Source organism: Pseudarthrobacter sp. rb, from assembly GCF_056389225.1.
Genome location: NZ_JBWJAR010000006.1, coordinates 79,010 through 102,698, shown reverse-complemented (window position 1 = coordinate 102,698; position 23,689 = coordinate 79,010). Strand labels below are relative to the sequence as shown.

Annotated in this window: 22 protein-coding genes; 10 read left to right on the top strand and 12 right to left on the bottom strand. The window is 67.5% G+C overall.

Features of this window, described 5'->3' with window-relative positions:
* Positions 1-36 precede the first annotated feature (36 nt).
* From ACWRN3_RS10125 to ACWRN3_RS10090, 8 genes are all read right to left on the bottom strand, one after another.
* Positions 37-1,194, bottom strand: coding sequence for an ABC transporter ATP-binding protein (locus tag ACWRN3_RS10125; RefSeq protein ID WP_255173140.1), 1,158 nt, complete (start codon positions 1,192-1,194; stop codon positions 37-39).
* The gene (locus ACWRN3_RS10120) at positions 1,191-2,780 is read right to left on the bottom strand and encodes an ABC transporter permease (RefSeq protein WP_476740556.1); all 1,590 of its coding nucleotides are present in this window, start codon (positions 2,778-2,780) and stop codon (positions 1,191-1,193) included. Before ACWRN3_RS10120 ends, ACWRN3_RS10125 begins: the two co-directional genes overlap by 4 nt.
* A gap of 4 nt (positions 2,781-2,784) precedes the next feature.
* The gene (locus tag ACWRN3_RS10115) at positions 2,785-3,840 is read right to left on the bottom strand and encodes an iron ABC transporter substrate-binding protein (protein WP_324642950.1); all 1,056 of its coding nucleotides are present in this window, start codon (positions 3,838-3,840) and stop codon (positions 2,785-2,787) included.
* Positions 3,841-4,022: 182 nt separating this feature from the next.
* Positions 4,023-4,601, bottom strand: a complete 579-nt coding sequence (locus tag ACWRN3_RS10110) for a hypothetical protein (protein WP_476740555.1) — start codon at positions 4,599-4,601, stop codon at positions 4,023-4,025.
* A gap of 12 nt (positions 4,602-4,613) precedes the next feature.
* Positions 4,614-5,762 (bottom strand): zinc-dependent alcohol dehydrogenase, encoded by a 1,149-nt coding sequence (locus ACWRN3_RS10105; protein WP_324642947.1) that lies wholly within the window; start codon positions 5,760-5,762, stop codon positions 4,614-4,616.
* Positions 5,763-5,957: 195 nt separating this feature from the next.
* On the bottom strand, positions 5,958-7,691 hold the full coding sequence (gene ctaD / locus ACWRN3_RS10100) for an aa3-type cytochrome oxidase subunit I (RefSeq protein WP_255175647.1): 1,734 nt from the start codon (positions 7,689-7,691) through the stop codon (positions 5,958-5,960).
* Between the two features lie 35 nt (positions 7,692-7,726).
* Positions 7,727-8,629 carry an aa3-type cytochrome oxidase subunit II gene (gene ctaC / locus ACWRN3_RS10095; protein ID WP_476740554.1) on the bottom strand — a complete coding sequence of 301 codons (903 nt, stop codon included), beginning with the start codon at positions 8,627-8,629 and terminating at the stop codon, positions 7,727-7,729.
* A 144-nt stretch (positions 8,630-8,773) separates the two neighbouring features.
* Positions 8,774-9,496: a VIT1/CCC1 transporter family protein gene (locus tag ACWRN3_RS10090; RefSeq protein WP_255173135.1), complete on the bottom strand. Its 723-nt coding sequence runs from the start codon at positions 9,494-9,496 to the stop codon at positions 8,774-8,776.
* Positions 9,497-9,786: 290 nt separating this feature from the next.
* Here ACWRN3_RS10090 and ACWRN3_RS10085 point away from each other — a divergent pair, with 290 nt between their 5' ends.
* On the top strand, positions 9,787-11,148 hold the full coding sequence (locus ACWRN3_RS10085) for a phenylacetate--CoA ligase family protein (protein ID WP_476740553.1): 1,362 nt from the start codon (positions 9,787-9,789) through the stop codon (positions 11,146-11,148).
* Between the two features lie 31 nt (positions 11,149-11,179).
* Here the strand turns inward: ACWRN3_RS10085 and ACWRN3_RS10080 are convergent, their stop codons facing one another.
* Together ACWRN3_RS10080 and ACWRN3_RS10075 are read right to left on the bottom strand one after the other, a co-directional pair.
* A complete protein-coding gene (locus tag ACWRN3_RS10080; RefSeq protein ID WP_476740552.1) occupies positions 11,180-11,416 on the bottom strand; it encodes a hypothetical protein in 237 nt (78 codons plus the stop codon).
* Positions 11,416-11,673, bottom strand: a complete 258-nt coding sequence (locus ACWRN3_RS10075) for a hypothetical protein (RefSeq protein ID WP_476740551.1) — start codon at positions 11,671-11,673, stop codon at positions 11,416-11,418. Before ACWRN3_RS10075 ends, ACWRN3_RS10080 begins: the two co-directional genes overlap by 1 nt.
* Positions 11,674-11,765: 92 nt before the next feature.
* On the opposite strand from ACWRN3_RS10075, the gene ACWRN3_RS10070 reads away from it, so the two are divergent.
* Entirely contained in the window at positions 11,766-12,002 is a 237-nt protein-coding gene (locus ACWRN3_RS10070; RefSeq protein WP_476740550.1) for a hypothetical protein, read from the top strand.
* The gene (locus tag ACWRN3_RS10065; protein ID WP_476740549.1) at positions 11,983-13,128 is read left to right on the top strand and encodes a carboxylate-amine ligase; all 1,146 of its coding nucleotides are present in this window, start codon (positions 11,983-11,985) and stop codon (positions 13,126-13,128) included. The genes ACWRN3_RS10070 and ACWRN3_RS10065 overlap by 20 nt, the downstream gene beginning before the upstream one ends.
* A gap of 48 nt (positions 13,129-13,176) precedes the next feature.
* Here ACWRN3_RS10065 and ACWRN3_RS10060 read toward each other — a convergent pair whose 3' ends face one another.
* Positions 13,177-14,886: an alkaline phosphatase family protein gene (locus tag ACWRN3_RS10060; protein WP_476740548.1), complete on the bottom strand. Its 1,710-nt coding sequence runs from the start codon at positions 14,884-14,886 to the stop codon at positions 13,177-13,179.
* Positions 14,887-14,888: 2 nt separating this feature from the next.
* Entirely contained in the window at positions 14,889-16,115 is a 1,227-nt protein-coding gene (locus tag ACWRN3_RS10055) for an alkaline phosphatase family protein (RefSeq protein WP_476740547.1), read from the bottom strand.
* A gap of 252 nt (positions 16,116-16,367) precedes the next feature.
* On the opposite strand from ACWRN3_RS10055, the gene ACWRN3_RS10050 reads away from it, so the two are divergent.
* From ACWRN3_RS10050 to ACWRN3_RS10020, 7 genes are read left to right on the top strand one after another with little or no spacing between them, the layout of a single operon-like run.
* The gene (locus ACWRN3_RS10050) at positions 16,368-16,724 is read left to right on the top strand and encodes an SPW repeat domain-containing protein (protein WP_255173129.1); all 357 of its coding nucleotides are present in this window, start codon (positions 16,368-16,370) and stop codon (positions 16,722-16,724) included.
* Positions 16,725-16,739: 15 nt separating this feature from the next.
* On the top strand, positions 16,740-17,087 hold the full coding sequence (locus ACWRN3_RS10045) for a CU044_2847 family protein (protein ID WP_159633274.1): 348 nt from the start codon (positions 16,740-16,742) through the stop codon (positions 17,085-17,087).
* Positions 17,088-17,092: 5 nt separating this feature from the next.
* On the top strand, positions 17,093-18,433 hold the full coding sequence (locus ACWRN3_RS10040; protein ID WP_476740546.1) for a phosphoribosyltransferase family protein: 1,341 nt from the start codon (positions 17,093-17,095) through the stop codon (positions 18,431-18,433).
* Positions 18,430-19,779 (top strand): erythromycin esterase family protein, encoded by a 1,350-nt coding sequence (locus tag ACWRN3_RS10035; protein WP_476740545.1) that lies wholly within the window; start codon positions 18,430-18,432, stop codon positions 19,777-19,779. Before ACWRN3_RS10040 ends, ACWRN3_RS10035 begins: the two co-directional genes overlap by 4 nt.
* A gap of 37 nt (positions 19,780-19,816) precedes the next feature.
* Entirely contained in the window at positions 19,817-21,652 is a 1,836-nt protein-coding gene (gene acsA, locus ACWRN3_RS10030; RefSeq protein ID WP_476740544.1) for an acetate--CoA ligase, read from the top strand.
* Entirely contained in the window at positions 21,649-22,710 is a 1,062-nt protein-coding gene (pdhA, locus tag ACWRN3_RS10025) for a pyruvate dehydrogenase (acetyl-transferring) E1 component subunit alpha (protein ID WP_476740543.1), read from the top strand. Before acsA ends, pdhA begins: the two co-directional genes overlap by 4 nt.
* Positions 22,707-23,687, top strand: coding sequence for an alpha-ketoacid dehydrogenase subunit beta (locus tag ACWRN3_RS10020; protein WP_476740542.1), 981 nt, complete (start codon positions 22,707-22,709; stop codon positions 23,685-23,687). The genes pdhA and ACWRN3_RS10020 overlap by 4 nt, the downstream gene beginning before the upstream one ends.
* Positions 23,688-23,689 lie beyond the last annotated feature (2 nt).

The following is a 23,689-nucleotide window of genomic DNA, read 5'->3' as shown; positions in this document are numbered from 1 at the left end:
CGGTGTTTTTTCTGTGACGCGTGTGGCTGGGGAGGACTACTCGTCCATGGGGAACGCGACGGCTTCGCCCACCACCCGCAGGCACAGCTCCATGCCCGGACGGGCGATCGAGGCGTTCCAGTGCCGGATGGTGATCACTTCGCCGCCGCCCGGGTAGCGGTGGTCGGCGTGCTCCGCCACTTCCTTTGGCACGTTCAGCTTCAGCCGCACGGTGGTTTCGGGGCCGAAGTAGTCCGTGTCCACCACCACGCCGCGGATGGGGCCGTCCTCGGCGATGCGGATCTGCTCGGGCCGCAGCATCAGCTGCACGCGTCCTTGTGCCGGGGGCCGGCGCACGGGGATCGCGCCCAGCGAGCAGGTAGCCAGCGTTCCTTCCAGCCACGCGTCCAGGATGACAGCGTCGCCCAGGAACTCGGCGGTGGCCCGGTCCGCAGGGCGGGTGTACACCACAAAGGGATTGCCGATCTGGGCCAGTTTGCCGCCGCGCATCACGGCCACCTGGTCCGCGAAGGAGAGTGCCTCGGCCTGGTCGTGGGTGACCAGGATGGTGGTGACGCCGGCCTCGGCCAGGACCTTGGCCACGGCGCGGCGGGTGGCCACGCGCAGCCCCGCGTCCAGGGCGGAGAACGGCTCGTCAAGGAGCATCAGCTCCGGTTCACGGGCCAGCGCCCGGGCCAGGGCAACCCGCTGCTGCTGGCCGCCGGAGAGCTGGTGCGGCCGGCGCTTGGCCATGGAAGCATCCAGCGACACCATTTCCAGCAGCTCCGCCACGCGGGCGGTGACGGCGCGGCGGCCGCCCTCGAGCCTGGCTGCGTTGAGGCCGAAGGCAACGTTCTGGCCCACGGTAAGGTGCGGGAACAGGGCGCCGTCCTGGGCCACGTACCCGATCTGCCGCTTGTGCGCCGGAAGCCAGGCACCGTCACCGGCCACGGTGGTGCCGTTGAGCGAAATGGTCCCGGTGTCCGGGTGTTCGAACCCGGCGATCAGGCGCAGGAGGGTGGTCTTGCCCGAACCGGAGGGGCCCACGATGGCGGTGGTTCCGCCCTTGGCCACCGACAGGTTGACGCCCCTCAGGACCGCCTGTGATCCGAAGTTCTTGGTGACGTCCGTGATCTGCAGGTGGCTGTTGGTGGTTGCGGCCACGGAGGGTGCCACCCGAGGCTCGGGCAGCCTGCGGGTTGAGGGTGCTGTCACTGTCCGGCTACTTTCTTGGACTGTTGGAAGAGGAGGTAGGTCATGGGGGCGGAAAGCACGATCATCAGCAGCGCGTAGGGCGCGGCGCCGGCGTAGTCGATCTCGCTGCTCTTGCTCCAGAACTCGGTGGCCAGTGTCCTGGTGCCGTTGGGGGACAGGAGCAAGGTGGCGGTGAGCTCGTTGGCGATGGCCAGGAACACCAGGGCTGCCCCGCCGGCTGCTGCAGGGGCAGTGAGCCGCAGGGTGACGCGGATGAAGGCCAGCAGCGGCGGCTTTCCGAGCGCCTGGGCGGCCTCGTCCAGTTCCTTGGGGGCCTGTGCGAGTCCGGCCCGCAGGTTCACCAGGGCCCGGGGGAGGAACAGGAGCACGTACGCCGCAACCAGCAGCCCCGCGGTCTGGTACATCCCGGGCACCATGCGGATGCTGACGGTAACGAACGCCAGCGCCACCACGATGCCTGGCATGGAGCTGGTGACGTAGTTGGACAGTTCCAGGGACTTGCTGAACCAGCCGGGGTGGCGCACGGCGAGGTAGGCCATGGGGAAGGCCACCACGGTGGTGGCAGCGGCGCCGGCGAGCCCGTAGCTGAACGTGGTGACGAGCGCCGGGAGGAATTCGGATGCTGTCCAGACGTCCGCCCCGCCTGCCAGGATCCAGCGCAGCACGAAGTACAGCGGGAGGCCGAAGGCCAGGGCGGTCAGCGCCAGCAGGAAGATCTGGGCGGGGATCTGGTACGCGTGCAGGGGCAGGCGCAGCGCCTTGGCCTGAACGCCTGAGCCGATCCGGGCGTAGCGCGCGGAGCCGCGGCTGCGGACTTCAGCGAGCAGCAGGAGCAGGCAGAAGAACACCAGGACGCTGGCCAGCATGTTTCCCGCCGCGCCGTTGAAGGTGGACTGGTACTGGGTCATGATCGCGGTGGTGAAGGTATCGAACCGGATCATGGCGAACGCGCCGTATTCGGCCAGCAGGTGCAGCCCCACCAGCAGCGCCCCGCCGGTCAGCGCAATCCTGAGCTGGGGAAGGACCACCCGGAAGAAGGTCCGCCAGGCACCGAGCCCCAGCGCTGCGGCGGACTGCTCAATGGCGGGGTCCAGCCGGCTTAAAGTGGCTGCGGCCGGGATGTACACCAGCGGGACATAGGACAGCGTGGAGATCAGGATCCCCGAACCCAGCCCGCCCAGCGACGGGATGGCCGAGACCCAGGCATAGCTGTTGACGAACGCCGGGACGGCCAGCGGGGCGGCCAGCAGCACGGCCCACACCCGGTGGCCGCGCAGCCTGGTCCGTTCCACCAGCCAGGCTCCCGCCACGCCAAGCAGCAGGCACAGCGGGATGGTGGCGGCCATCAGGAGCAGGGTATTCAGCAGCAGTTCCCCCACGCGGGGCCGCAGGATGAGGCCGACGGCGGTATCCCACCCGGTTGCCACCGTCATGTACGCCACGTACCCCAGCGGGACGAGGGAGAAGAGGGCGATCAGCACCGCCAGGACGGACACCGCGGAAACGCCGAAAGGCGGGCGGGGGCTGCTGCCCCGGCCCGCCGTCGTCGTGCCCGCCCTGGGGGGAGCCGATAGATCGGAGGTCACGGAATTAGAGTAGTCCGGCCTGGGTCATCAGATCGGTGACCTTTTCGGAGTTGAGCTTGGCGGCGTCAACCTTGGGAGCCTGCAGGTCCTTGATCGGAACCAGCTTGTCATTGGCGGGGACGTCGGAGCCGATGGCGTACTCGAAGGACGTACCGTTCTTGAGGACTTCCTGGCCCTTCTTGCCGGTGATGAACTTCAGGAACTCCTGCGCAGCGGCAGCGTTCTTGGAGGACTTGAGCACGCCGCCGCCGGAGACGGACAGGAACGCGCCCGGGTCCTGGTTCTTGAAGTAGTACGGGGTGACGTTGTTGGAGTTCTCGCCGGTCTTGGCCTGGTCGCCGTAGTAGTAGTAGTGGTAGATCAGGGCGGCGTCCACTTCACCGGCGTTGACGGCCTTCATGGCCGTGCTGTTGCCCTTGTAGGCCTTGGAGTTTTCCTTCATGCCCTTCAGCCACTCCTCGGTGGCGGACTCGCCCTTCAGCTCCAGCAGCGCTGAAACGATGGCCTGGAAGTCTGCGCCCGTGGGGGATGCGGCCCACTTGCCCTTCCATTCAGGCTTGGCCAGGTCAAGCATGGACTTGGGCAGCTGGTCCTCGGTGAGCTTGGTCTTGTTGTACACCAGGACGGTGGAGCGGGCGGCGATGCCCGTCCACTTGCCGGTGGACGGTGCGAACTCGGCGGGAACCTGGGCCAGGGTGTCCTTGTTGACGTCCGCGAACAGGCCGGCGTTCTCAACCTGCGTCATCGCGGGGGAGTTTTCCGTGAGGAACACGTCCGCAGGGGAGGCCTGGCCTTCCTGGATGATCTGGTTGGAGAGCTCAGTGTCCGAGCCCTGGCGCATGGTCACCTTGATGCCGGTTTCCGCCGTGAAGGCGTCCACCCATTCCTTGGTGAGGCTTTCGTGCTGGGCGTTGTACACCGTGATCCCGCCGGAGGCGGCGCCGTTGGAGGCGGACGACGAGGTGCCGCCGGCAGGAGTGCCGCCGCCGCAGGCGGTCAGGCCGAGAGCTGCGGTGGCGGCGAGTGCGATGCCGGCCAGCGCGCTGTTGCGGATCTTCATTGAGGCTGCTTTCGGTGGGGAAAAAAGTCTGCTTGAACCTAAGTCCTATTAGGCAACACGAATGTTGCCTATGTCAGGAAACTGTAGGGTAGGCAAACCTAAGCACCAAGCCGGAAAGCGCTTTAAGTGACGAGGTTCACATCAATTACGAAACCACGACGTGACGTAATTATGAGCTCTCATCAGTGGCCGCGGCGGACGGCCCGCAGCACTGCGGCACCGGCCAGCCCGGCCAGTACCCACGGCCCGGCAACGATCACCGGGTCCATCCAGGAGTGGTTCACATCCACCCGTTGTCCGGCCCGTGACGCCAACCCGTGGCCGGAGAACTCGCTGCCGATCCCCGTCTCGGTCACAGGGTTGTCAGGGCGCAGCGAGGCGAAGGACGCCAGGTGGTTTTCCCAGGCGTCCACGCGGTCCGCGGCGATCAGCAACAGCCAGTGAGCCGCCCGGCCTTCGCTGTACCTCCCGTAGGCGTACCGCCGGATGGCGCCTGAGGCCCCCTTGAGGGGGACCGACGTGCCAAAAGCGGGTGTCAGCATGGCGTGCTCGATGGACCGTTCACGCGGTTGGTCCTCAGGCTGCCGGTCCGGGAATTTCCAGTGCGCTCCGGTCGCGATGCCCGGCTGTTCCCGGGGGAACGACGGCCGGTCCTTTGGGTCCAGATCCACGCCCCAGCCCGGGATGCGGGCGCGCAGCGCCACCGAGGCCTCGGGGGTGGCGGACCTGCCTGCCATGTATGGGGTTGCCGGTTCAGTCATGGTGCACTCCCTTTAGGCTGTGGCGGAGATAATGAGGGGCTTGACGATGTTGTCCAGCTTGGCCGAGAAGAGGTGGTACCCCTCGGCTATGTGCTCCAGCGGGATCCGGTGCGTCACCAGGTCGCTGGGCTTCAGGTATCCGTTCCGGATGTGCTCGAACAGTCGCGGCCACTGCCGTTTCACCGGGCACTGGTTCATCCGCAGCGTCAGCCCCTTGTTCACGGCGTCCCCGAATTTCACGGCGCTGAAGATGGGTCCGTAGGCGCCCACCACAGAGACTGTTCCGCCTTTCCGGACCGAGTCGATGGCCCAGTTCAACGCCACCGGCGAGCCGCCCTGCAGCTTCAGCTTTGATGCCGTGACGTGCTGCAGGAAGTTTCCGTCCGCCTCGGCCCCCACGGCATCAATCACGACGTCGGCGCCCAGGTAGTCGGTTTCCTTCTTCAGGTGCACCACGATGTCGTCGTACTCTGCAAAGTTGAACGTCTCGGCGTGGGCGAAGTCCCGGGCCTTCTCCAGGCGGTAGTCCAGGTGGTCGATGACGATGACGCGGCCGGCGCCCATCAGCCAGGCGGACTTGGCCGCGAACAGCCCCACGGGTCCCGCGCCAAACACCACCACGGTGTCGCCTTCCACAATGTCGCCCAGCTGCGCCCCGAAGTAGCCGGTGGGAAGGGCGTCGGTGAGCAGCACGGCGTCCTCCTCATCCATCCAGTCCGGGATCCTGCCGGGCCCCACGTCTGCGAACGGTACCCGCACGAACTCTGCCTGGCCGCCGTCGTACCCTCCACAGGTGTGGGAGTAGCCGTAGATGCCGCCCACGGCCGTCGCATTGGGGTTGACGTTGTGGCAGTTCGAGTAGAGGCCGCGGGAACAGAACCAGCAGGAGCCGCAGTAGACGTTGAACGGCACCATCACGCGGTCACCGGGGATCAGGTTCTGCACCGAGGAGCCCACCTGGTGCACCACCCCCACGAATTCATGGCCGAACGTGCTGCCCACCCGCGTGTCCGGCATCATGCCGTGGTAGAGGTGAAGGTCGGAGCCGCAGATGGCTCCGGTGGTCACCCGGATGATCGCGTCATTGGGGTGCTCGATCTTGGGAATGTCTTTTTCTTCGACCCGGATCTTGTAAGGGCCGCGGTACACCATTGCGCGCATTCGTGCCGCCTTTGTGCTTGGCCGGCAGTGGGAATGCCCCTGGGAGGAACAAACCCCGTTGCTTGAGGCCCACCGCGATCTTCACAGGCTTCCATCCGCGGGGAACGAGGTCAAGGGTACGTGGGCGGCTTGGGATGCGCGACGCCGGATAGGGGGACTGGCCGCGAAGGGGGGGTGCCCCGACAGCCAGACCCGCTACTTGTTCGGGTTGGGGTCGTGGACGTCGCGTTCCCCGATGTCCGCCGCCCCCAGGATGCTTTCCCCTGGTGCGTCCTCGGAGGGATGGAGCCGGATGCTCAGCTCGGGATGGTGCAGATCCAGGGCGGGGCGCTCGGACCGGATGCGGGGCAGGGAGGTGAAGTTGTGCCGTGGCGGCGGGCAGGATGTGGCCCACTCAAGGGATGCGCCAAAGCCCCAGGGATCGTCCACAGTGACCTTCTTCCCGGCCCGCCAGGTGATGAAGACGTTCCAGAAGAACGGGATCAGGGACGCGCCCAGCAGGTAGGAGCCAATGGTGGAGAACTGGTTCATGAAGGTGAAGTTGTCCTCCGGCATGTAGTCCGCGTACCGCCGCGGCATGCCCAGGACGCCCAGCCAGTGCTGGATCAGGAATGTGGCGTGGAAGCCCAGGAACAGCATCCAGAAGTGGATCTTGCCCAGGCGCTCGTTGAGCATGGTGCCGGTGAACTTGGGCCACCAGAAATAGAACCCGGCGAACATGGCGAACACCACGGTGCCGAACACCACGTAGTGGAAGTGTGCCACCACGAAGTAAGTATCCGAGACGTGGAAGTCCATGGGCGGCGAGGCCAGGATGATGCCCGTGAGGCCGCCGAAGAGGAACGTGGCCAGGAACCCCATGCTCCACAGCATGGGCGTCTCGAAGGTCAGGGAGCCGCCCCACATGGTGCCGATCCAGTTGAAGAACTTCACGCCGGTGGGCACCGCGATGAGCATGGTCATGAACGCGAAGAACGGCAGGAACACCGCGCCCGTTACATACATGTGGTGGGCCCATACCGTCACCGAGAGGGCCGCGATGGCGATGGTGGCGTACACGATGCCTTTGTAGCCGAACAGGGGCTTGCGGCTGAACACCGGGAAGATCTCGGAGACGATGCCGAAGAACGGCAGCGCGATGATGTACACCTCCGGATGGCCGAAGAACCAGAACAGGTGCTGCCAAAGGATGGCGCCGCCGTTGGAGGGATCGAAGATGTGCGCACCGAACTTGCGGTCCGCGCCGAGGGCGAACAGGGCGGCGGCCAGCGGCGGGAACGCCATCAGCACCAGGATGGCCGTGACCAGCGTGTTCCAGGTGAAGATCGGCATCCGCCACATGGTGAGGCCGGGGGCGCGCATGCAGATGATGGTGGTGATGAAATTGACCGAGCCCAGGATGGTGCCGAACCCTGACAGCGCCAGGCCGAAGACCCACAGGTCACCGCCGATGCCCGGGGTGAACGTGGTGTTGGACAAGGGTGCGTAGGCGAACCAGCCGAAGGATGCAGCGCCCTGCGGGGTGATGAAGCCGGACACGGCGATGGTGGAGCCGAAGAGGAAGAACCAGAACGCCAGCGCGTTCAGGCGGGGGAACGCCACGTCGGGCGCGCCGATCTGCAGCGGCATGATCACGTTGGCGAAGCCGGCGAACAGCGGGGTGGCGAACATCAGCAGCATGATGGTGCCGTGCATGGTGAACAGTTGGTTGTACTGCTCCTTGGTCTGCAGGATCTGCATGCCGGGCTCGAACAGTTCCGCGCGGATGAGCAGCGCCATGACCCCGCCCGCGCAGAAGAACACGAAGGACGAGATCAGGTACATGTAGCCGATGGTCTTGTGGTCAGTGGAGGTGATCCAGTTGACCACAAGAGCGCCCTTGGGGCGCCGGACCACTGCCGGCGCAGCCGTGGCCGCAGTTCCGCCCATTCTCTGGCCTGTGGTGGTCATTACAGTGCCGTCCTTTACTGTGCTGGTTCCATGGCCTGCGGTGCAGGGGCTGATATCGGCGCCCTGTCGAAGTCTGTGCCCAGGTTGCCGGTGTTTCCCTTCGCCTTCAGGTCGGCGATGTGGCTGTCATAGTCCTGCTGGCTGACCACCCGGACCTTGAAAAGCATCTCGGAGTGGTACTCGCCGCATAGTTCGGCGCACTTGCCCATGTATTCGCCGATGCGGTTGGGCGTAATGCTGATGTACGGGTTGTACTGTTCGTGGCCCGGGTAGAGGTCGCGCTTCTGCAGGAAATCCACCACCCAGAACGAATGCTGCACGTCACGGGACTGGAGATGCAGCTCCACTTTCTTGCCGACGGGAAGGTAGAGCGTGGGCAGCCGGTCCGGCGCGCCATAGCCACCGGTCAGGTGGGCCTGCTGTCCGGCGTCCTCGTGGACCTGCTCCTTGACGTAGTTGAAATCCCAGGACCACTGTTTGCCGAAGACGTCGATCACCACGTCCGGGTTGGGGTAGCGCTCGTCGATGGCCCGCTGCTCCCGGTCCGTGAAGACGAACAGGACCCCGATGACGATCAGCGGGATGGCCAGGTAGAAGACTTCCAGGGGGAGGTTGTAGCTCAGTTGCGGCGGGAATCCCACGGTGTTCTTCCTGCGCCGGTAAGCCACGATGACCCAGATCATCAGCCCCCAGGTGATGATGCCAACCACCAGTGCAGCGATCCAGGAGTTGACCCACAGGTCCGTGATCAGCTCGGTGTTGTTGGTGGTGTCACGGGCACCGGGAAGGAAGCCACGGGACACCAGGTCGGAGCAGGAGGTCAGCGCGGGCAGGGCCATCAGGCCCGCGGCCAGTGCCGCGAAGCGCCGCACGCGGTTCTTCAATGGTCTCTTACCCACCTGTGGTCCCTCCGGCATGCTCCCGAAGCCCAACTGCATGAGCCCACCGCGGGCCCGGAAGGACCAGCGGCTGTGTGGTTCACCCTACGCGCGGAGGTTGCTGATGTGAAGGGGTTTTGCGGCCGTACGGACTGACAGTGGGACGGGCGGAGTGACGGGCTGCTAGGCGATGCCGGTGGTGCCCAGCAGGCTGCCCACCGCGAAGGTGAACGCCATCGCCAGTGCCCCGCCCACCACCAGCCTGATGGTGGCCTTTCGCTTGGAGCTTCCGCCGATCTTGGCGCTGACGGTCCCGGTGAGGGCCAACGCCAGGATGACTGCAACAAATGTGACGGGGATCCGGGCTTCCTCCGGCGGGAAAATGATGGCCAGCATGGGCAGGATGGCGCCAACAGTGAATGCGATCGCGGAGGCGAAGGCGGCGTGCCAGGGGCTGACCACTTCTTCTTCGTCGATGTTCAGCTCGGCGGACAGGTGCGCCTTCAGTGCGTCCTTTGCCGTCAACTCTTCGGCCACAGTTCGTGCGGTGGCTTCGCTGAGGCCCTTCGCCTGGTAGATGTGGGCAAGTTCGTCCAGTTCGCCTTCCGGATCGTCCCGGAGCTCCTGGCGCTCCTTCTCAATCAGCGCACGCTGGCTGTCACTCTGGCTGCTCACGGAAACGTATTCGCCCAGGGCCATGGACACGGCACCGCCCACTACAGCGGCGGTGCCCGCCACCAGGATGGGCGCCAGGTCGTTGGTCACGCCCGCGACGCCCACCACGGTTGCCGCGACGGAGACGATGCCGTCGTTCGCGCCCAGTACACCGGCCCGCAGCCAGTTCAGGCGTGCAGCCACGCTGCTGTCGTGGGGCTCATTGCGGTTGAGCTTGAGGGTTTCAGACATGCTGGCAGTAAAACACTGCCACGCGCCCTGCGCCACGAAGGTTTGCATCCCCTTACCCGAAAGGCTTGAAGAGGCACGTCGGAGGTGCGTCCCGGGATCGCCGATGCGCGGGGACCTATGACCCTGACGCTGCAGGGGCGGGCCGCGGAAGATCAACACTGGGAGTGTTGCGGCTTCAAGGCCGGAAGGGGCAGGGCCATGATGTATTGGGACGACGACACGGGCCACGGGGAGTTGGACGAGGGCGAATGCAACGCCGGCCCGGCCGTGCTTCGATGCGGCAGCCTGCCATGAACGTCCGTCTCCTCTCGCAGGTGCTGTCCCTTCGGGCGGCGTGGCGCCGCAGGGACGGGTGGGATCCAGCCCGGATCGCCGCCCACCAGGAACAGGCGCTGCACCGGCTGCGCGCGGCAACCTATGCCGGCTCGGAGTTCTACCGGCACCGGCACGCCGGTCTGCACGACGCACCGTTGCAGGAATTGCCGTCCGTCACCAAAGCGGACCTTATGGAGCACTTTGATGAAGCGGTAACCACGCCGGACCTGAGCCGCGCCGCTCTTGAAGACCACCTGCGTGCCCTCACGGCAATCGGTGGTGATCCCGGCCGGCCGTTCAGGGGACGGTGGTGGGTTGCCGCGACGGCCGGGACCACTGGCGGCCGGGGGATATTTGCCTGGAACCGCTCCGAGTGGGCCTCGGTCCTGGCATCCTACGCCCGGGCCAACGACTGGGCCGGAATCGCACCCAAGCCGCGCCGCCCACTGAAGACGGCGCTGGTGAGCTCCCGGGCGCCCAGCCACCAGTCCGCCGTCGTGGGTGCCTCTGTCCGGTCCCGGCTGGTCCCCACGCTCCGCCTGGACGTCACAGCACCCATGGAGGAGACGGTGGCAGCGCTCAACCGGTTCCAGCCCAGGGTGCTGGTGGGATACGCCTCAGCCTTGGGGCCGCTGGCGGCCGAGCAGCGGGAGGGGCGGCTGCATATTGCACCCCAAGGCATCATGTCTGCTTCCGAAGTGCTTACCGCCCAGGCTGCGGCCGAGATGCAGGCGGCCTGGGGAACCGCCCCGTTCGACGTCTATGCCGCCACTGAAACAGCCGGGATCGCTTCCCCCTGCGCCTACCGGAACCGGCATGTGTACGAGGACCTGGTCATCGTGGAACCGGTGGACCCCGCAGGCAACCTGGTTCCGCCGGGAACCACCGGGGCGAAGCTGCTGGTGACCGTGCTGTTCTCCCGCACGTTGCCGCTGATCCGCTACGAAATGTCGGACACCATCAGGCTGGACGGGCGCGGCTGCCCCTGCGGCCGGTCCTTCCAGCTGCTCGAGGACGTTGAAGGACGCCTCGAGGACGTCCTCCAGCTCGCGGGCAGGAAAGGCATCGTCAGTATCCACCCCAACGTCTTCCACCTGGTGCTCGACGACGTGGCAGCCTCTGGATGGCAGGTGCTCCAGGAAGCCTACGGACTGCGCGTCCTGGTCACAGGCCTGGTCCCCGGAGCCTCCCTTGAGGGAGTGCGCACGGAAGTGGCGGCAGCACTGGAGGCAGCAGGCGTGGCCGGCCTTTCCGTGGATGTGCAGGCGGTGGACCGGCTCGAACGCACACCCCTGGGCAAAGCGCCCTTTGTCCGGGCACTGCGGAGATCGCCCTGACCCGGCCAAGGCCGGCCAGTCGGGGAGGCCATCAGTCCGGGACGGGGCTTTCCTGGTCCGGGATCTCGATCTGGAAGCCGCAGGCGCAGCGCAGCACCCTGGTGGCCAGGTAGACGCCCAGGACTTCCGGGACCTGTCCGTAGGTGCCGTGGATGCTGCGCATTTCGGCTCCGCTGGCCGTCATCACCTGCCCACAGTGGACGTAGTGACCGTCGTGGACCAGCGCGTCGCACAGGTCCTTGCGCCGGCTTCCGGAGTACCCGCCCATCACGCGACGGCCGGGTAGCTGCTGAGGATGTAGTCGGCCGCCACAGGGCCGGTCATCCTGAGCCGGGAGTTGCGGACGTCCACGCCGCAGCGCAGCATCCCGGCGCGGAAGGCCTGGTCCGGCTTGGGGCTCAGGCCGTGCAGCGCCGCCCAGCTGACATAAAGGCCGTAAAGGCAATCGGGGCCAAGGGGGGAATCACCGGAGGGATCGGGCGTGGTTGCTTCATCAAGGAATTGCTGGAAATGCGAGGCCGACATGCTTGGCTCTTTCGCTCTTGCATAAGGCGCTGCCGTTGGGCTACAGCAGCTGCTCCCGCTGGGCCTTTGCAGAAGGGCCCGGGAGGACGGGTATGACGCCCGTCACGGTACAAATTTACCTGCGGGTAGGTCTGAAGTACAGCGGAGGCGCGCCGGGCGGCACCCCTTCCCACCCATTGATAAGGGTGCTTATTATTATCTTCTTCCGACGGGGTGTGAAGGGCATGGACGTCCAGGTGGACCGTGCGGTCACGCTGGGGTGCTTCTGGAAGGAACTTGCAACGGTGCAGGGGATAGGGGACGACGACGATGGACACCTACGGCAATGACGGCACCGGCGGCGCGGGCGCAGGCAGGCGGACGTTCGGCATCGAAGAGGAGTTGCTCCTGGTGGACCCCGGAACCGGGGAAGCAGTCCCGATGGCAGGCGCCCTCCTTGACCTTTACGTCCGTCCGCTGGAGGCCGCGTCCGGGCCAGTCCTGACGGCCGAGTTCCAGCAGGAAATGATCGAGGTGGTCAGCCCGCCGCACGCCACCTTGGCAAAACTCGAGCAGGACATCGTGGCCGGCCGCGCCATTGCCCACCAGGCGGCCGAGGACGTGGGCGTCAGGGTGGCCGCGCTGGGAACCTCCCCGCTTCCTGCCGATCCCCATCCGGTGCAGCTGCGCAGGTTCCGGGCCATGATGGAGGAGTACGGGCTGACCGCCAGGGAACAGCTCACCTGCGGCTGCCACATCCACGTCTCGGTGGAGTCGCCGGAGGAGGCCGTGGCCGTGCTGGACCGGATGCGGAACTGGCTGCCGGTGCTCGTCGCGCTGAGCGCCAATTCCCCGTTCTGGCACGGCCAGGACAGCGGCTACGCCAGCTACCGCTCCCAGGTCTGGAACCGCTGGCCGTCCGCCGGACCGCTGGAACTCCTGGGCACCCCGGACTCCTACCACCAGCTGGTGCATGACATGGTCAGCACCGGCGTGGCCATGGACGAGGGCATGGTCTACTTCGATGCCCGGCTCTCCCGGCACTATCCCACGGTGGAGATCCGTGTGGCAGACGTATGCCTGCGGCCGGAAAACACGGTGCTGCTGGCGGGAATCGCCCGGGGACTGGTGGAAACCGCTGCCAGGGAATGGCGGGAGGGGATCGACCCCGTGTCCGTCCCGTCGGCGCTGCTCAGGCTGGCGGGCTGGAAGGCGAGCCGGTGGGGCCTGCGGGGTGAGCTGCTGGATCCCCAAACGCACCGCCCCGCGCCCGCGCTCGCCGTCGTGAATTCACTGCTGCACCACGTCCGGGGCGCGCTGGAGGACATGGGTGACCTGAAGCGGGTGGAGAAGCTGGTGGACAGGCTGCTGGCCGACGGCACCGGCGCCGTGAGGCAGATGGAGGTGCTGCACCGCACCGGTGACCTGGAACGGGTGGTGGAGGACGCGGCGGACTGCACGCTCGCCACGTCATAGCGCGCTCACTGCATTGACCATCTCCCCGTCCGGGCGGAAGGACCGGCGTCAGTAGGTGGTGGCGTTGGGCAGGATGAGCGGCGGCAGCGGTGCCTGGGTGAAGTCGAAGGACTGTGCCAGGTCGCCCAGCTGCGGGTTGTTCTCGCGGACGTCAGGGCGCGCGTCCGGCCTGCCGTCAGTGGCGGGGTCGATGCGCTCGCCGCCCAGGAAATCGTCCTCGATGAACTTGAAGTAGGCGTCGTGGCTGAGGACCTGGTGGTCGATGAACCCCTTCTTCGCGTAGGGGCTGATCACCAGGCCCGGGACGCGCAGCCCATAGCCGTTGTTGTCCACCACCGGCGGGTTTTCGTGGTCATAGAAGCCGCCCCAGTCGTCCCAACTGAGGAAGATGGCGGTGCTGTCCCAGTCCGGCCCTCTCATCACGGCGTTGATGAGGCCTGCCACGTAGGCCTGCCCGGTGCTGATTTTCGCAGGGGCGTGTTCACTGACTTTGTCCGTCGGCGCCACCCAGGTGACAGCCGGCAGCGTCCCGTTCTTGGCGGCGTCATAGAAGCCGCTCAGCGGCTTGATGTTGCCCTGCTCGCCATCCTCCTTGACCGTGTCGAAGTACAGCAGCGGATTCCACAGGCCGGGGGTCTTGGCATCCTGCTTCACCGGATCGCAGGTGGCGGCGTCATTGCGGCAGTCCGGCTCGGTGCCGTTGAACACGTAATAGGCCCACGGGACGTTGTGCTTGTGCAGCAGGAATGTAAGGTCTGTCCAGGCGTAGTCAGGCAGTTCCAGTTTCTTGGCGGCCTCGGTGAGCTTCTTCTTCAGGTCGTCGGACACCGGGGCGGCATCCACCGCCGCCTGGCAGATGGCGTAGGAATCGGTGGGCTTGCAGCTGGTGCCGATGAGTTGGTCAATCTGGGCGGCCAGGCCCGGGTCGATGCCGGCAGCTTCCAGAGCCTCCCGGCAGGGGTCCAGATCCATCCCGGCCTGGCACCTGCCGATCAGCGTGTCCTTGATGATCTCCGGCTCCGGTTCCGCGTCTGGATTTTGCAGTGCGTTGACGCACGACGACGGGTCCCCGGCCTTGGTGCATTTGGCTGACCATTCCGAGACCAGGTAAAGGTGCGCCGGCAGGCTCCAGGAGGCAGCGGAGGCGAACAAATGGTCCAGAAGGGTGAAGTTCTGCGCGTAGGCCCAGTAGTTCGGCAGGTCCCGGCCGTCGTGGTAGCCCATCACATCCGTTGGAAGGGTCGCGCTGTACTGGCAGTCGGTACTGGCAGCAGTGCAACCGGACAAACCCTTCTCTGCCTGGGCCACAAAACCGTCCATCGCCCCGCCGTTGATGTCCGCGGTGGCGTCAGAGTGGCTGTGGGGGCCACCAGCGTTGCTGTCCGCGGAATTGTAGAAGGGGGTAACGCACCCGCCGTTGGCGGGGTCTGGAAGGCACACGCCGGGTTTGCCGTCCTTCATCGGGATCCCGTCCGCCCCCGGGTAGGTACCGAAGTAGCTGTCGAAGGACCGGTTTTCCTGGGTGATGATCACGACGTGTTTGATCTTCCCGATGCCGGCGGGGTCCGGGGCAGCAGCTCCGCTCGCAGGAGTGGCGCCCGGTGAACTATTGGCCGTTGCTGCTGCAGGTGGGCCCGGCGCCGGGGAGCGTGGGCCGGCCCGGAACGCTGTGGGAAGGACGACGGCGAGGATCACCAAAGCCACCACTGCGGCACCTGCCAGCAGGGCCCGGCGCCGTCCGTCATGCGACGGCCACATCCTCAGGGTTCCTTCCGATAGACGTCGTCTCCAAAGGCCGTCGCGCGCGGGTCTCCGGCCAGTCCCAGCCGGGGGAGATGGAAGAAGTCCTCGATGCTGGCCAGCAGGCTGAAGTGGTTGTAAGCCTGGTCCGAGGAAGTGCCCGCCTTGCTGAACGCGGAGAGGACCAATGCTCCCACCTTTCCGCCCTCGGTACCACCGGCAGGGGTTCCAGGGTCAGACTCGGAGGGGCCGGTTGTGTCGCCCTCGGCCTCGTCGAAGGTGATCACCAGCATGCCGTCCTGCTTGTACGCCGGTGACGACAGGATGGCCGGCACCTGCTTCTTGAGCCAGTCGTCCGCTGTCCCCAGGCCGCCGTCAGAGCCGTCGGCGCACGTGCCGTCATGCCCGTCATGGCACAGGTTGGGCGTGATGTAGGCCAGGTTGGGGGTGGTGTCCACGGATTTCAGGTCGTCCTTGAGCGCGGAGAAGTTGACCACGTTACGGGCGCAGTCCGGGGACGACGTGATGGAGCGGAAGTACATGAAGGGGTTGTGGTGCGTGGAGTACTGCTCCTCCGGCGTGGCCTTGATGTGGTTGTCCGCCTCACCCAGGACCGGGTGCTCGCACGGCTGCTGCATATCCTCCATGTAGCCCTTCCACGTCTTGCCCTGCGCCGCCAGCTGCCCGGCCACGGTTTGGGTGTCCTCCGGGTAAACGCAGCCATCGCCTTGCAGGGTCCCGTCCGGATCAGTGCCGGTGGCGTTGAACTCGGTGTACGTGTGGCAGTCCAGTTCCGTGCTGTCGTTGGGCCGCTGGCCGGAGATTTGGGCCAGGTAGTTGGGCAGCGAGTTGTGGGCGATCCCGTAGTAGTTCTTCAGCAGCACGCCCTTCTTCCGGAGGGTTCCGGAGAGGTACGGAGCGGGGGAATTGTCACCCCAAACACTGCTGTACCCCTTGTTCTCCAGGTTGATCACGAAGATGTGCTGCGGTGTTCCGGCCGGTTTTCCCGCGTCCCCCGGCTTCGCCGTGGAGTTTGTGCCTGCCGTGGGTTTTGCGCCTGCCGTGGGTGTTGCCGGCGCGCTGGATGACGGGGTGGCATCGCCGGACGGTGTGGCAGTCTGGGGCGCCGGTGCGGGCGTCGGCGCCTGGCACGCCACCAGCGCGGTCAGGAGCAGCGCCAGCACGGGGGCCAGCGCGGGGGAAGGAAGCCGCATGGCAGTGGAGGGACGGACTGATCTTCGGTTCACGGGCGGCCTCCGCGGTCTGTTCTTCACCTGCGCCCCAGCGCTGCCGCCACTCTTGCACACCGTAACCGCGTTTTGCAGGGGCAATTGCTGTGAGTTGGCAGGGAATCGGGGTGACGGCAGGTGCGGGGCCGCCCTAGGTCTTTCTGCCCTACAAGGGGATGACCGGCAGGCGTTGACTTAAATCGCGGGAAGCTGAGGCCCGCGGGCTGGAAACGCACAACGCGTCCTGCCCACATCAGAAAGGAAAGTTCAGTGAAAAAGTGGTATCGGTGGCAGGACTATGTAGCGGTCGCCGCCGGACTCTTCACCGCGGTGGCGGTCCTGTTCACGCGGCAGCAAAACATGTCCACCACCCTGATGCTCGTCTTCGGCGGGCTCCTGGTGGTCAGCGGCATCATCAACCTGGCCATGCCGGGAACTCCGGCCATGGAATACGTGCAGGCCATCCTCGCCGCAGGACTGGTCCTCTCGCCATGGCTTGGGACATACACGGGCGCAACGGGCGCAGCCTGGACGTCATGGATCGCAGGGGCGGTGGCACTGGTGGTAACAGCAGTGGCCATTAAGCCCAGCACCGACCTCCGCCACACCTACCGCGTCTCGCATTAGCAGGAGGAATCCGCCATGACCGAAGTGCTGCGCTACGAAGTGGGATCCGGAACCGTGCTCGTTGAGGCTGCGGACAACAGCTACGGCGTGGATCATCCCGCGCGCAACGAACAGGGGATCCTGGACACGGGCCGGCGCCTGGAAGATGCACTTGCCAGCGTCCGCCCCGCTGCCCGCGCAGCACTGGAGGCCATGGCGGAACTCACCCCCGAACAGATCCAGATCGAGTTCGGCGTGAAGCTCGCGGGGGACGCAGGGGCGGTGATTGCCAAGAGCAGTTCCGATGCCCATTTCGTCCTCCGGATGACCTGGAACCCCGCGGTGGCCGCGCTGCCCGGGGAAGAAATCACACACAACGGGTGACGGCGATGGCTTCGTTTCATGACAGGTCCGACGCCGGGCGGCGGCTGGGCAAGCGGTTGGCCGGCCTGCGCGGCCAGGATGTCGTGGTGCTGGGCCTGCCACGGGGCGGCGTCCCCGTGGCGTTCGAGGTAGCCAAAGCCCTCGAAGCGCCGCTGGACGTGATCGTGGTGCGGAAACTGGGGGTTCCGTTCCAGCCCGAGGTGGCCATGGGGGCGATCGGGGAGGGCAACGTCCGCGTCCTTGACCCGCGCACCATCTCGATGGCCCGGGTCTCCCAGGAAGACCTGCAGCAGGTGGAGCGGCAGGAACGCGCCCTGCTGGAAAGCAGGGTGGCCAGGTTCCGGCAGGGGCGCCGGCGGATCGACCTGACCGGGCGCACGGTGGTCATTGTCGACGACGGCATTGCCACCGGATCCACCGCCCGCGCGGCCTGCCAGGTGGCCCGCCATCTCGGCGCTGCCAGGGTCATCCTTGCCGTTCCCGTTGCCCCCGCCCGCGCCATTGTGGAGCTCAAGGAACCGGACGACGTCGTCTGCCTCCTTTCGCCCCAGGACTTCCAGGCCGTGGGCTACTACTACCGGGACTTCTCACCCACCGAGGACAGCGATGTGGTGCAGCTGCTGGACGCCGCTGCCGCCCCGGCGCACCACAACGACGGGTACCGGGGAGACGGCAGCCTGGAGGACGACGTCGAAATTCCCGATGGAAAGGCGGTCCTGCGCGGCAGCCTCTACCTGCCGGCGCGGTGCGACGGCACGGTCCTCTTTGCCCATGGCAGCGGCAGCAGCAGGCACAGCCCCCGCAACCGCTTCGTCGCCTCGGTGCTGCACGGTGCCGGCCTGGGCACGCTGCTCCTTGACCTGCTCACGCCCGAGGAGGAGGTCAACCGGGCCAACGTGTTCGATATCGGCCTGCTGGCCCGCCGCCTTTCCTCCGCCACCCACTGGCTGGAGGCGCGGCACGATGGCTCCGCCGGCCGGATCGGCTACTTCGGCGCCAGCACCGGCGCGGCCGCCGCACTGTGGGCCGCGGCCGAACCCGGCGCCCAGGTTGCCGCCGTCGTCTCCCGCGGGGGCAGGCCGGACCTGGCCGGACCCCGCCTCGCCGCCGTAAAAGCCCCCACCCTCCTGATTGTTGGCGGCGCCGACACCCAGGTGCTGGCCCTCAACCGGCAGGCCATGGCGCTCATGCAGGCGCCCACCCGGCTGGAGATCGTCCCGGGCGCCACGCACCTCTTCGAGGAACCCGGCACCCTTGCCATGGCGGCCACCCTTGCCGCGGACTGGTTCCGGCACTACCTCCTGCCCTCCCCGGTGGGGCGGCACGCGCCGGAGGCCAGGGAATGAACGCTTCCACCGGCAACACCGGCACCGGCCGCTGGGAGGAACGGGGGGCCGAACGTGCGGCGGAAGCCGCCCAGATCCGCGGCCTGGCCCACCCTCTGGCCACGCCCGACGACCTCGAACCGCTGGTCCGCCTCGCCGCCCCGGCCCGCTTCGTATGCCTGGGCGAGGCATCCCACGGCACCCAGGAGTACTACCACTGGCGTGCGCTGCTCAGCCGCCGCCTGATCGAGGAATACGGCTTCACCTGGATCGGCGTGGAGGGTGACTGGCCCGACTGCTGGCGCATCAACCGCTGGGTCCGCGGCGAAGCCGGGCAGGACATGGACGCCCGCCGGCTGCTGGCCGGCTTTGAACGGTGGCCCACATGGATGTGGGCCAACCACGAGGTGGCGGAATTCCTCACCTGGCTTCGCGCCTGGAACCTGCGCCTTCCGGAGCACCAGCGCACGGGCTTCTACGGCCTGGACGTCTACTCCCTGTGGGACTCGCTGCGGGAAATCTTCGCCTGGCTGGAGGCCAACGCCGGTGAGGCCCTCCCGGCGGCACTGCATGCCTGGCACTGCTTTATCCCGTTCCGCGAGGACCCGCAGCGGTATGCCCTGAGCAGCCGCCTGGTCCCGCAGTCCTGCGAGGCGGACGTGGTGGCCCTGCTCGCCGCCGTCCGGCGGCAGGCGCTGGGCAGGACGCAGGACGATCCGGCCGCTTTTGACGCCGTCCAGAACGCCATCGTGGCCACCAACGCCGAACGCTACTACCGGACCATGGTCCGCGGCGACCAGCAGTCCTGGAACATCCGCGACCACCACATGAGCGACACCATCGACCGCATCTCGCGCCACCACGGGCCCGGCTCCAAGGGGCTGGTGTGGGCCCACAACACGCATGTGGGCGATGCCCGCGCCACGGACATGGCCCAAGACGGCATGGTCAACATCGGGCAGCTGGTCCGCCAGCGCCACCCCGGCGACGTGGTGCTGGCCGGATTCGCGTCCTTCGCCGGGTCCGTCACGGCGGCCGAATCCTGGGGCTCCCCGGAATGGGTCATGGAGGTTCCGCCGGCGGTGCACGGCAGCCACGAGGACCTCCTCAACGAGGCGCTGGGGGAACCGTCCGTGCTGGTCTTCGGGGCGGACCGGACGGGTCCGTGGCTCGGTTCCTGGCGCGGACACCGGGCCATCGGAGTGGTGTACAACCCGCACCGGGAGAGGGGCAACTACGTGCCCACCCGGATGGGGGACCGCTACGACGCCCTGTTCTGGCATCCGCGGACCGAGGCGCTGCGGCCGCTACACCACGAATACCAGCCGGGGGAACCCGAGTTCGAGACCGAGCCCACGGGGTTCTAGCCCCAACCAAAGGAACATGATGGACCAGAGGAGCACCATGACCGCCGGAGTTGAGGGTGCCACGCGCTGGCCTGCCATCACCAAGGACGTGGCCGCCTTCCCGGTCCGGCCCAACCTGCTGGATTACGATGCCGCCCGGCGGGACTTCAGCTGGGACCAGGCACGGCAGGCGCTGGCCGGGCTGCCCGGAGGCCGGGGCCTGAACATCGCCTACGAGGCCGTGGACCGGCACGTGGCGGAAGGCCGCGGCGGCAAGGAGGCGCTGCGGTTCGTGATGGCCGACGGCGGCACCCGGTCCCTGACCTACGGCGGCCTTGCGGACGGGTCCAACAGGTTCGCGGCGGTGCTGCAGGGCCTGGGGGTGGGGCGCGGCGAGCGGGTCTTTTCGCTCCTGGGCCGCAGCCCCGGGCTGTACACCGCAGTGCTGGGCACCTTCAAGAACGGCAGCGTCTTCTGCCCGCTCTTTTCAGCTTTCGGCCCCGAACCGGTGCGGCAGCGGCTGCACCTCGGGGCCGGCCGGGTACTGCTGACCACCCGGGCGCTGTACCGCAGGAAGGTGGCGCCGGTCCGGGACTCCCTGCCCGACCTCCGCCACGTCCTGCTGGTGGACGCCGACGGCAGCCCCGAACCGGAAACCCTGGACCTGGCCGAACTCCTGGCCCAGGCTGACCCCATCGGGGAGATCGCAGACACCCAGCCCGAGGACATGGCCCTGCTGCACTTCACCAGCGGCACCACCGGCACGCCCAAGGGCGCCATCCACGTCCACGACGCCGTCGCCGCCCACTACGCCACCGGCCGCTTCGCGCTGGACCTGCACCCGGACGACATCTACTGGTGCACCGCCGATCCGGGCTGGGTGACCGGCACGTCCTACGGCATCATCGCCCCGCTGGTGCACGGGGTCACCGCCATCGTGGACGAGGAGGAACTGGACGCCGACCGCTGGTACCGGATCCTCGCCGAGCAGCACGTCACCGTCTGGTACACCGCGCCCACGGCGCTGCGGATGCTCATGAAGGCCGGCGCCGGGCGCGCCGCGGGCCATGACCTGTCCGCGCTGCGCTTCATCGCCAGCGTGGGGGAGCCGCTGAACCCGGAGGCCGTGGTGTGGGGGCAGGACGTCCTGGGCCTGCCCGTGCACGACAACTGGTGGCAGACCGAAACCGGCGGGATCATGATCGCCAACTACCCGGCCATGGACATCCGGCCCGGCTCCATGGGCCGGCCGCTGCCCGGCATCGAGGCGGCCCTGGTGGCCCGCGACGCCGACGGCAAACCCATCGTCAAAGACGGCCAGGCAGTCCTGGTCACCGGGCCGGACACCATGGGCGAGCTGGCGCTGCGCCCCGGGTGGCCGTCCATGTTCCGCGGCTACCTCAACGAGGAGGAGCGCTACCGGCGCTGCTTTGCCGGCGGCTGGTACCTCACCGGCGACCTGGCAAAGCGCGACGGCGACGGCTACTTCTGGTTCGTCGGCCGCGGCGACGACGTGATCAAGTCCTCCGGCCACCTGATCGGCCCCTTCGAAGTGGAGAGCTGCCTCATGGAGCACCCGGCCGTTGCCGAGGCCGGCGTGATCGGCGTGCCGGACCCCGTGGCCGGCGAGGTGGTCAAGGCCTTCGTGGAACTCAAACCCGGCAACGAGCCCACGGAGGAGCTCCAGCTGGAGATCATCGGCTTCGCGCGGAAACGGCTGGGCGCCGCCGTGGCACCCAGGCTGCTGGACTTCACCACCACCCTGCCCAAGACGCGCAGCGGCAAGATCCTGCGCCGGCTCCTGAAATCCCGCGAGCTTGGTCTCCCGGAAGGCGACACCTCAACGCTTGAGTCCCCGGCAGGGGCCGCCGTACCCCTGAAGGACCAGCCATGACCACGCTGAGGAGCCAGGGCATCCCGGACGCGGACCACGCAGTGCACCTGCTGCGGCAAATGCTGCGGGTGCGCAGGCTCGAGGAGAAATGCATCGAGCTCTACAGTGCCGCCAGGATCCGCGGCTTCCTGCACGTCTACATCGGCGAGGAGGCCGTGGCGGCAGGGGTGATGGAAGCCCTGGAACCGGAGGACGCCGTGGTGGCCACCTACCGCGAACACGGGCACGCCCTGCTGCGCGGCGTCTCCGCCGGGGCCATCCTCGCCGAAATGTACGGCCACGCGGAGGGCTGCTGCCGGGGCCGGGGCGGGTCCATGCACCTCTTCGATGCCGCCACCCGCTTCTACGGCGGTAACGCGATCGTGGCCGGTGGGCTGCCGCTCGCCGTCGGCCTGGCCCTTGCGGACCGGATGGCCGGGCGCCAACGGGTGACGGCCTGCTTCTTCGGTGAGGGCGCCGTGGCCGAAGGCGAATTCCATGAAAGCATGAACCTGGCCGCGCTGTGGCAGCTGCCGGTGCTGTTCTGCTGCGAAAACAACCTCTACGCCATGGGCACCGCGCTGGGCCGCTCCGAATCCCAGACGGACATCGCCCTCAAAGCCGCCGGCTACGAGATCCCGGCGTGGGCGGTGGACGGCATGGACGTCCTCGCCGTCGAGGAGGCCGCCCGGCGTGCCGTGGACGCCGTGCGGTCCGGCGGCGGCCCGCACTTCCTGGAGCTGCGCACCTACCGGTTCCGCGCCCACTCCATGTTCGACCCCGAACTGTACCGGGAGAAATCCGAGGTGGCCCGGTGGATGGAACGGGACCCCATCAGCCTGCTGCAGTCCGCCATGCAGGCGGCGGCCCAGCTCCCGGACAAAGACTGGGCCGCGCTGCAGGCGGACGTGGACGCGGAGATCAGCACCGCCGTTGGATTTGCCGAGAACGGCACGCCGGAGCCGGTGTCCGAGCTCAGCCGGTTCGTCTACAGCGACCGGCCGGACGACGGCAGCGCAGGTGGCGGGGGTCCGGAGGAGCAGGGCACGACAGCAGGGAAAGGCGGGGCTGCAGGATGAAAACCACGTACCGGGAAGCCATGCGCGCGGCCCTGCGCGATGCCATGACGCGCGACGAACGGGTGTTCCTCATGGGCGAGGACGTGGGCCGGTACGGCGGCAGCTTCGCCGTGAGCCTGGGCCTGCTGGAGGAATTCGGGCCTGACCGGATCCGCGACACACCCCTCTCCGAGTCCGGGTTCGTGGGCGCGGGGATCGGCGCGGCGCTGGGCGGGATGCGGCCCGTCGTCGAGATCATGACCGTCAACTTCAGCCTGCTGGCGCTGGACCAGATCATCAACAACGCCGCCACCCTGCTGCACATGTCCGGCGGCCAGTTCAACGTGCCCATCGTCATCCGGATGACCACCGGCGCCGGCCGCCAGCTGGGGGCGCAGCACTCCCACAGCCTGGAAGGCTGGTACGCGCACATCCCGGGGCTGCGCATCCTGGCCCCGGCCACGCTGGCGGACGCCCGCGGGATGCTGTGGACCGCGCTGCAGGATCCGGACCCGGTGCTGATCTTCGAGCACGGCTCGCTGTACAACGTCGCGGGGGAGCTCGACGACGATGCCGGCGCCGTGGGCATCGACAAGGCAGCGGTCCTGCGCGAAGGGGACGCCATCACGCTCATCACCTACGGCGGAACACTGCCCCTGGTGCTGGAGGCCGCGGAGCAGCTGGACGGGGAGGGCATCGACGCCGATGTCATCGACCTGCGCACCCTGCGCCCCCTGGACGCCCACACCATCATGGACAGCGTGGCCAGGACGCACCGGGCCGTGGTGGTGGACGAGGGCTGGCGCAGCGGCAGCATCTCCGCCGAGATCGCGGCCCGGATCTGTGAACAGGCCTTTTTCGACCTGGACGCCCCCGTGGAGCGGGTGTGCAGCCTGGAGGTCCCCGTCCCCTACGCCAAGCACCTGGAGCAGGCGGCGCTGCCGTCGGTGGAACGGGTCATGGCCGCCGCACGAAGGGCCGTGGGCGCCGGTGGATGAGT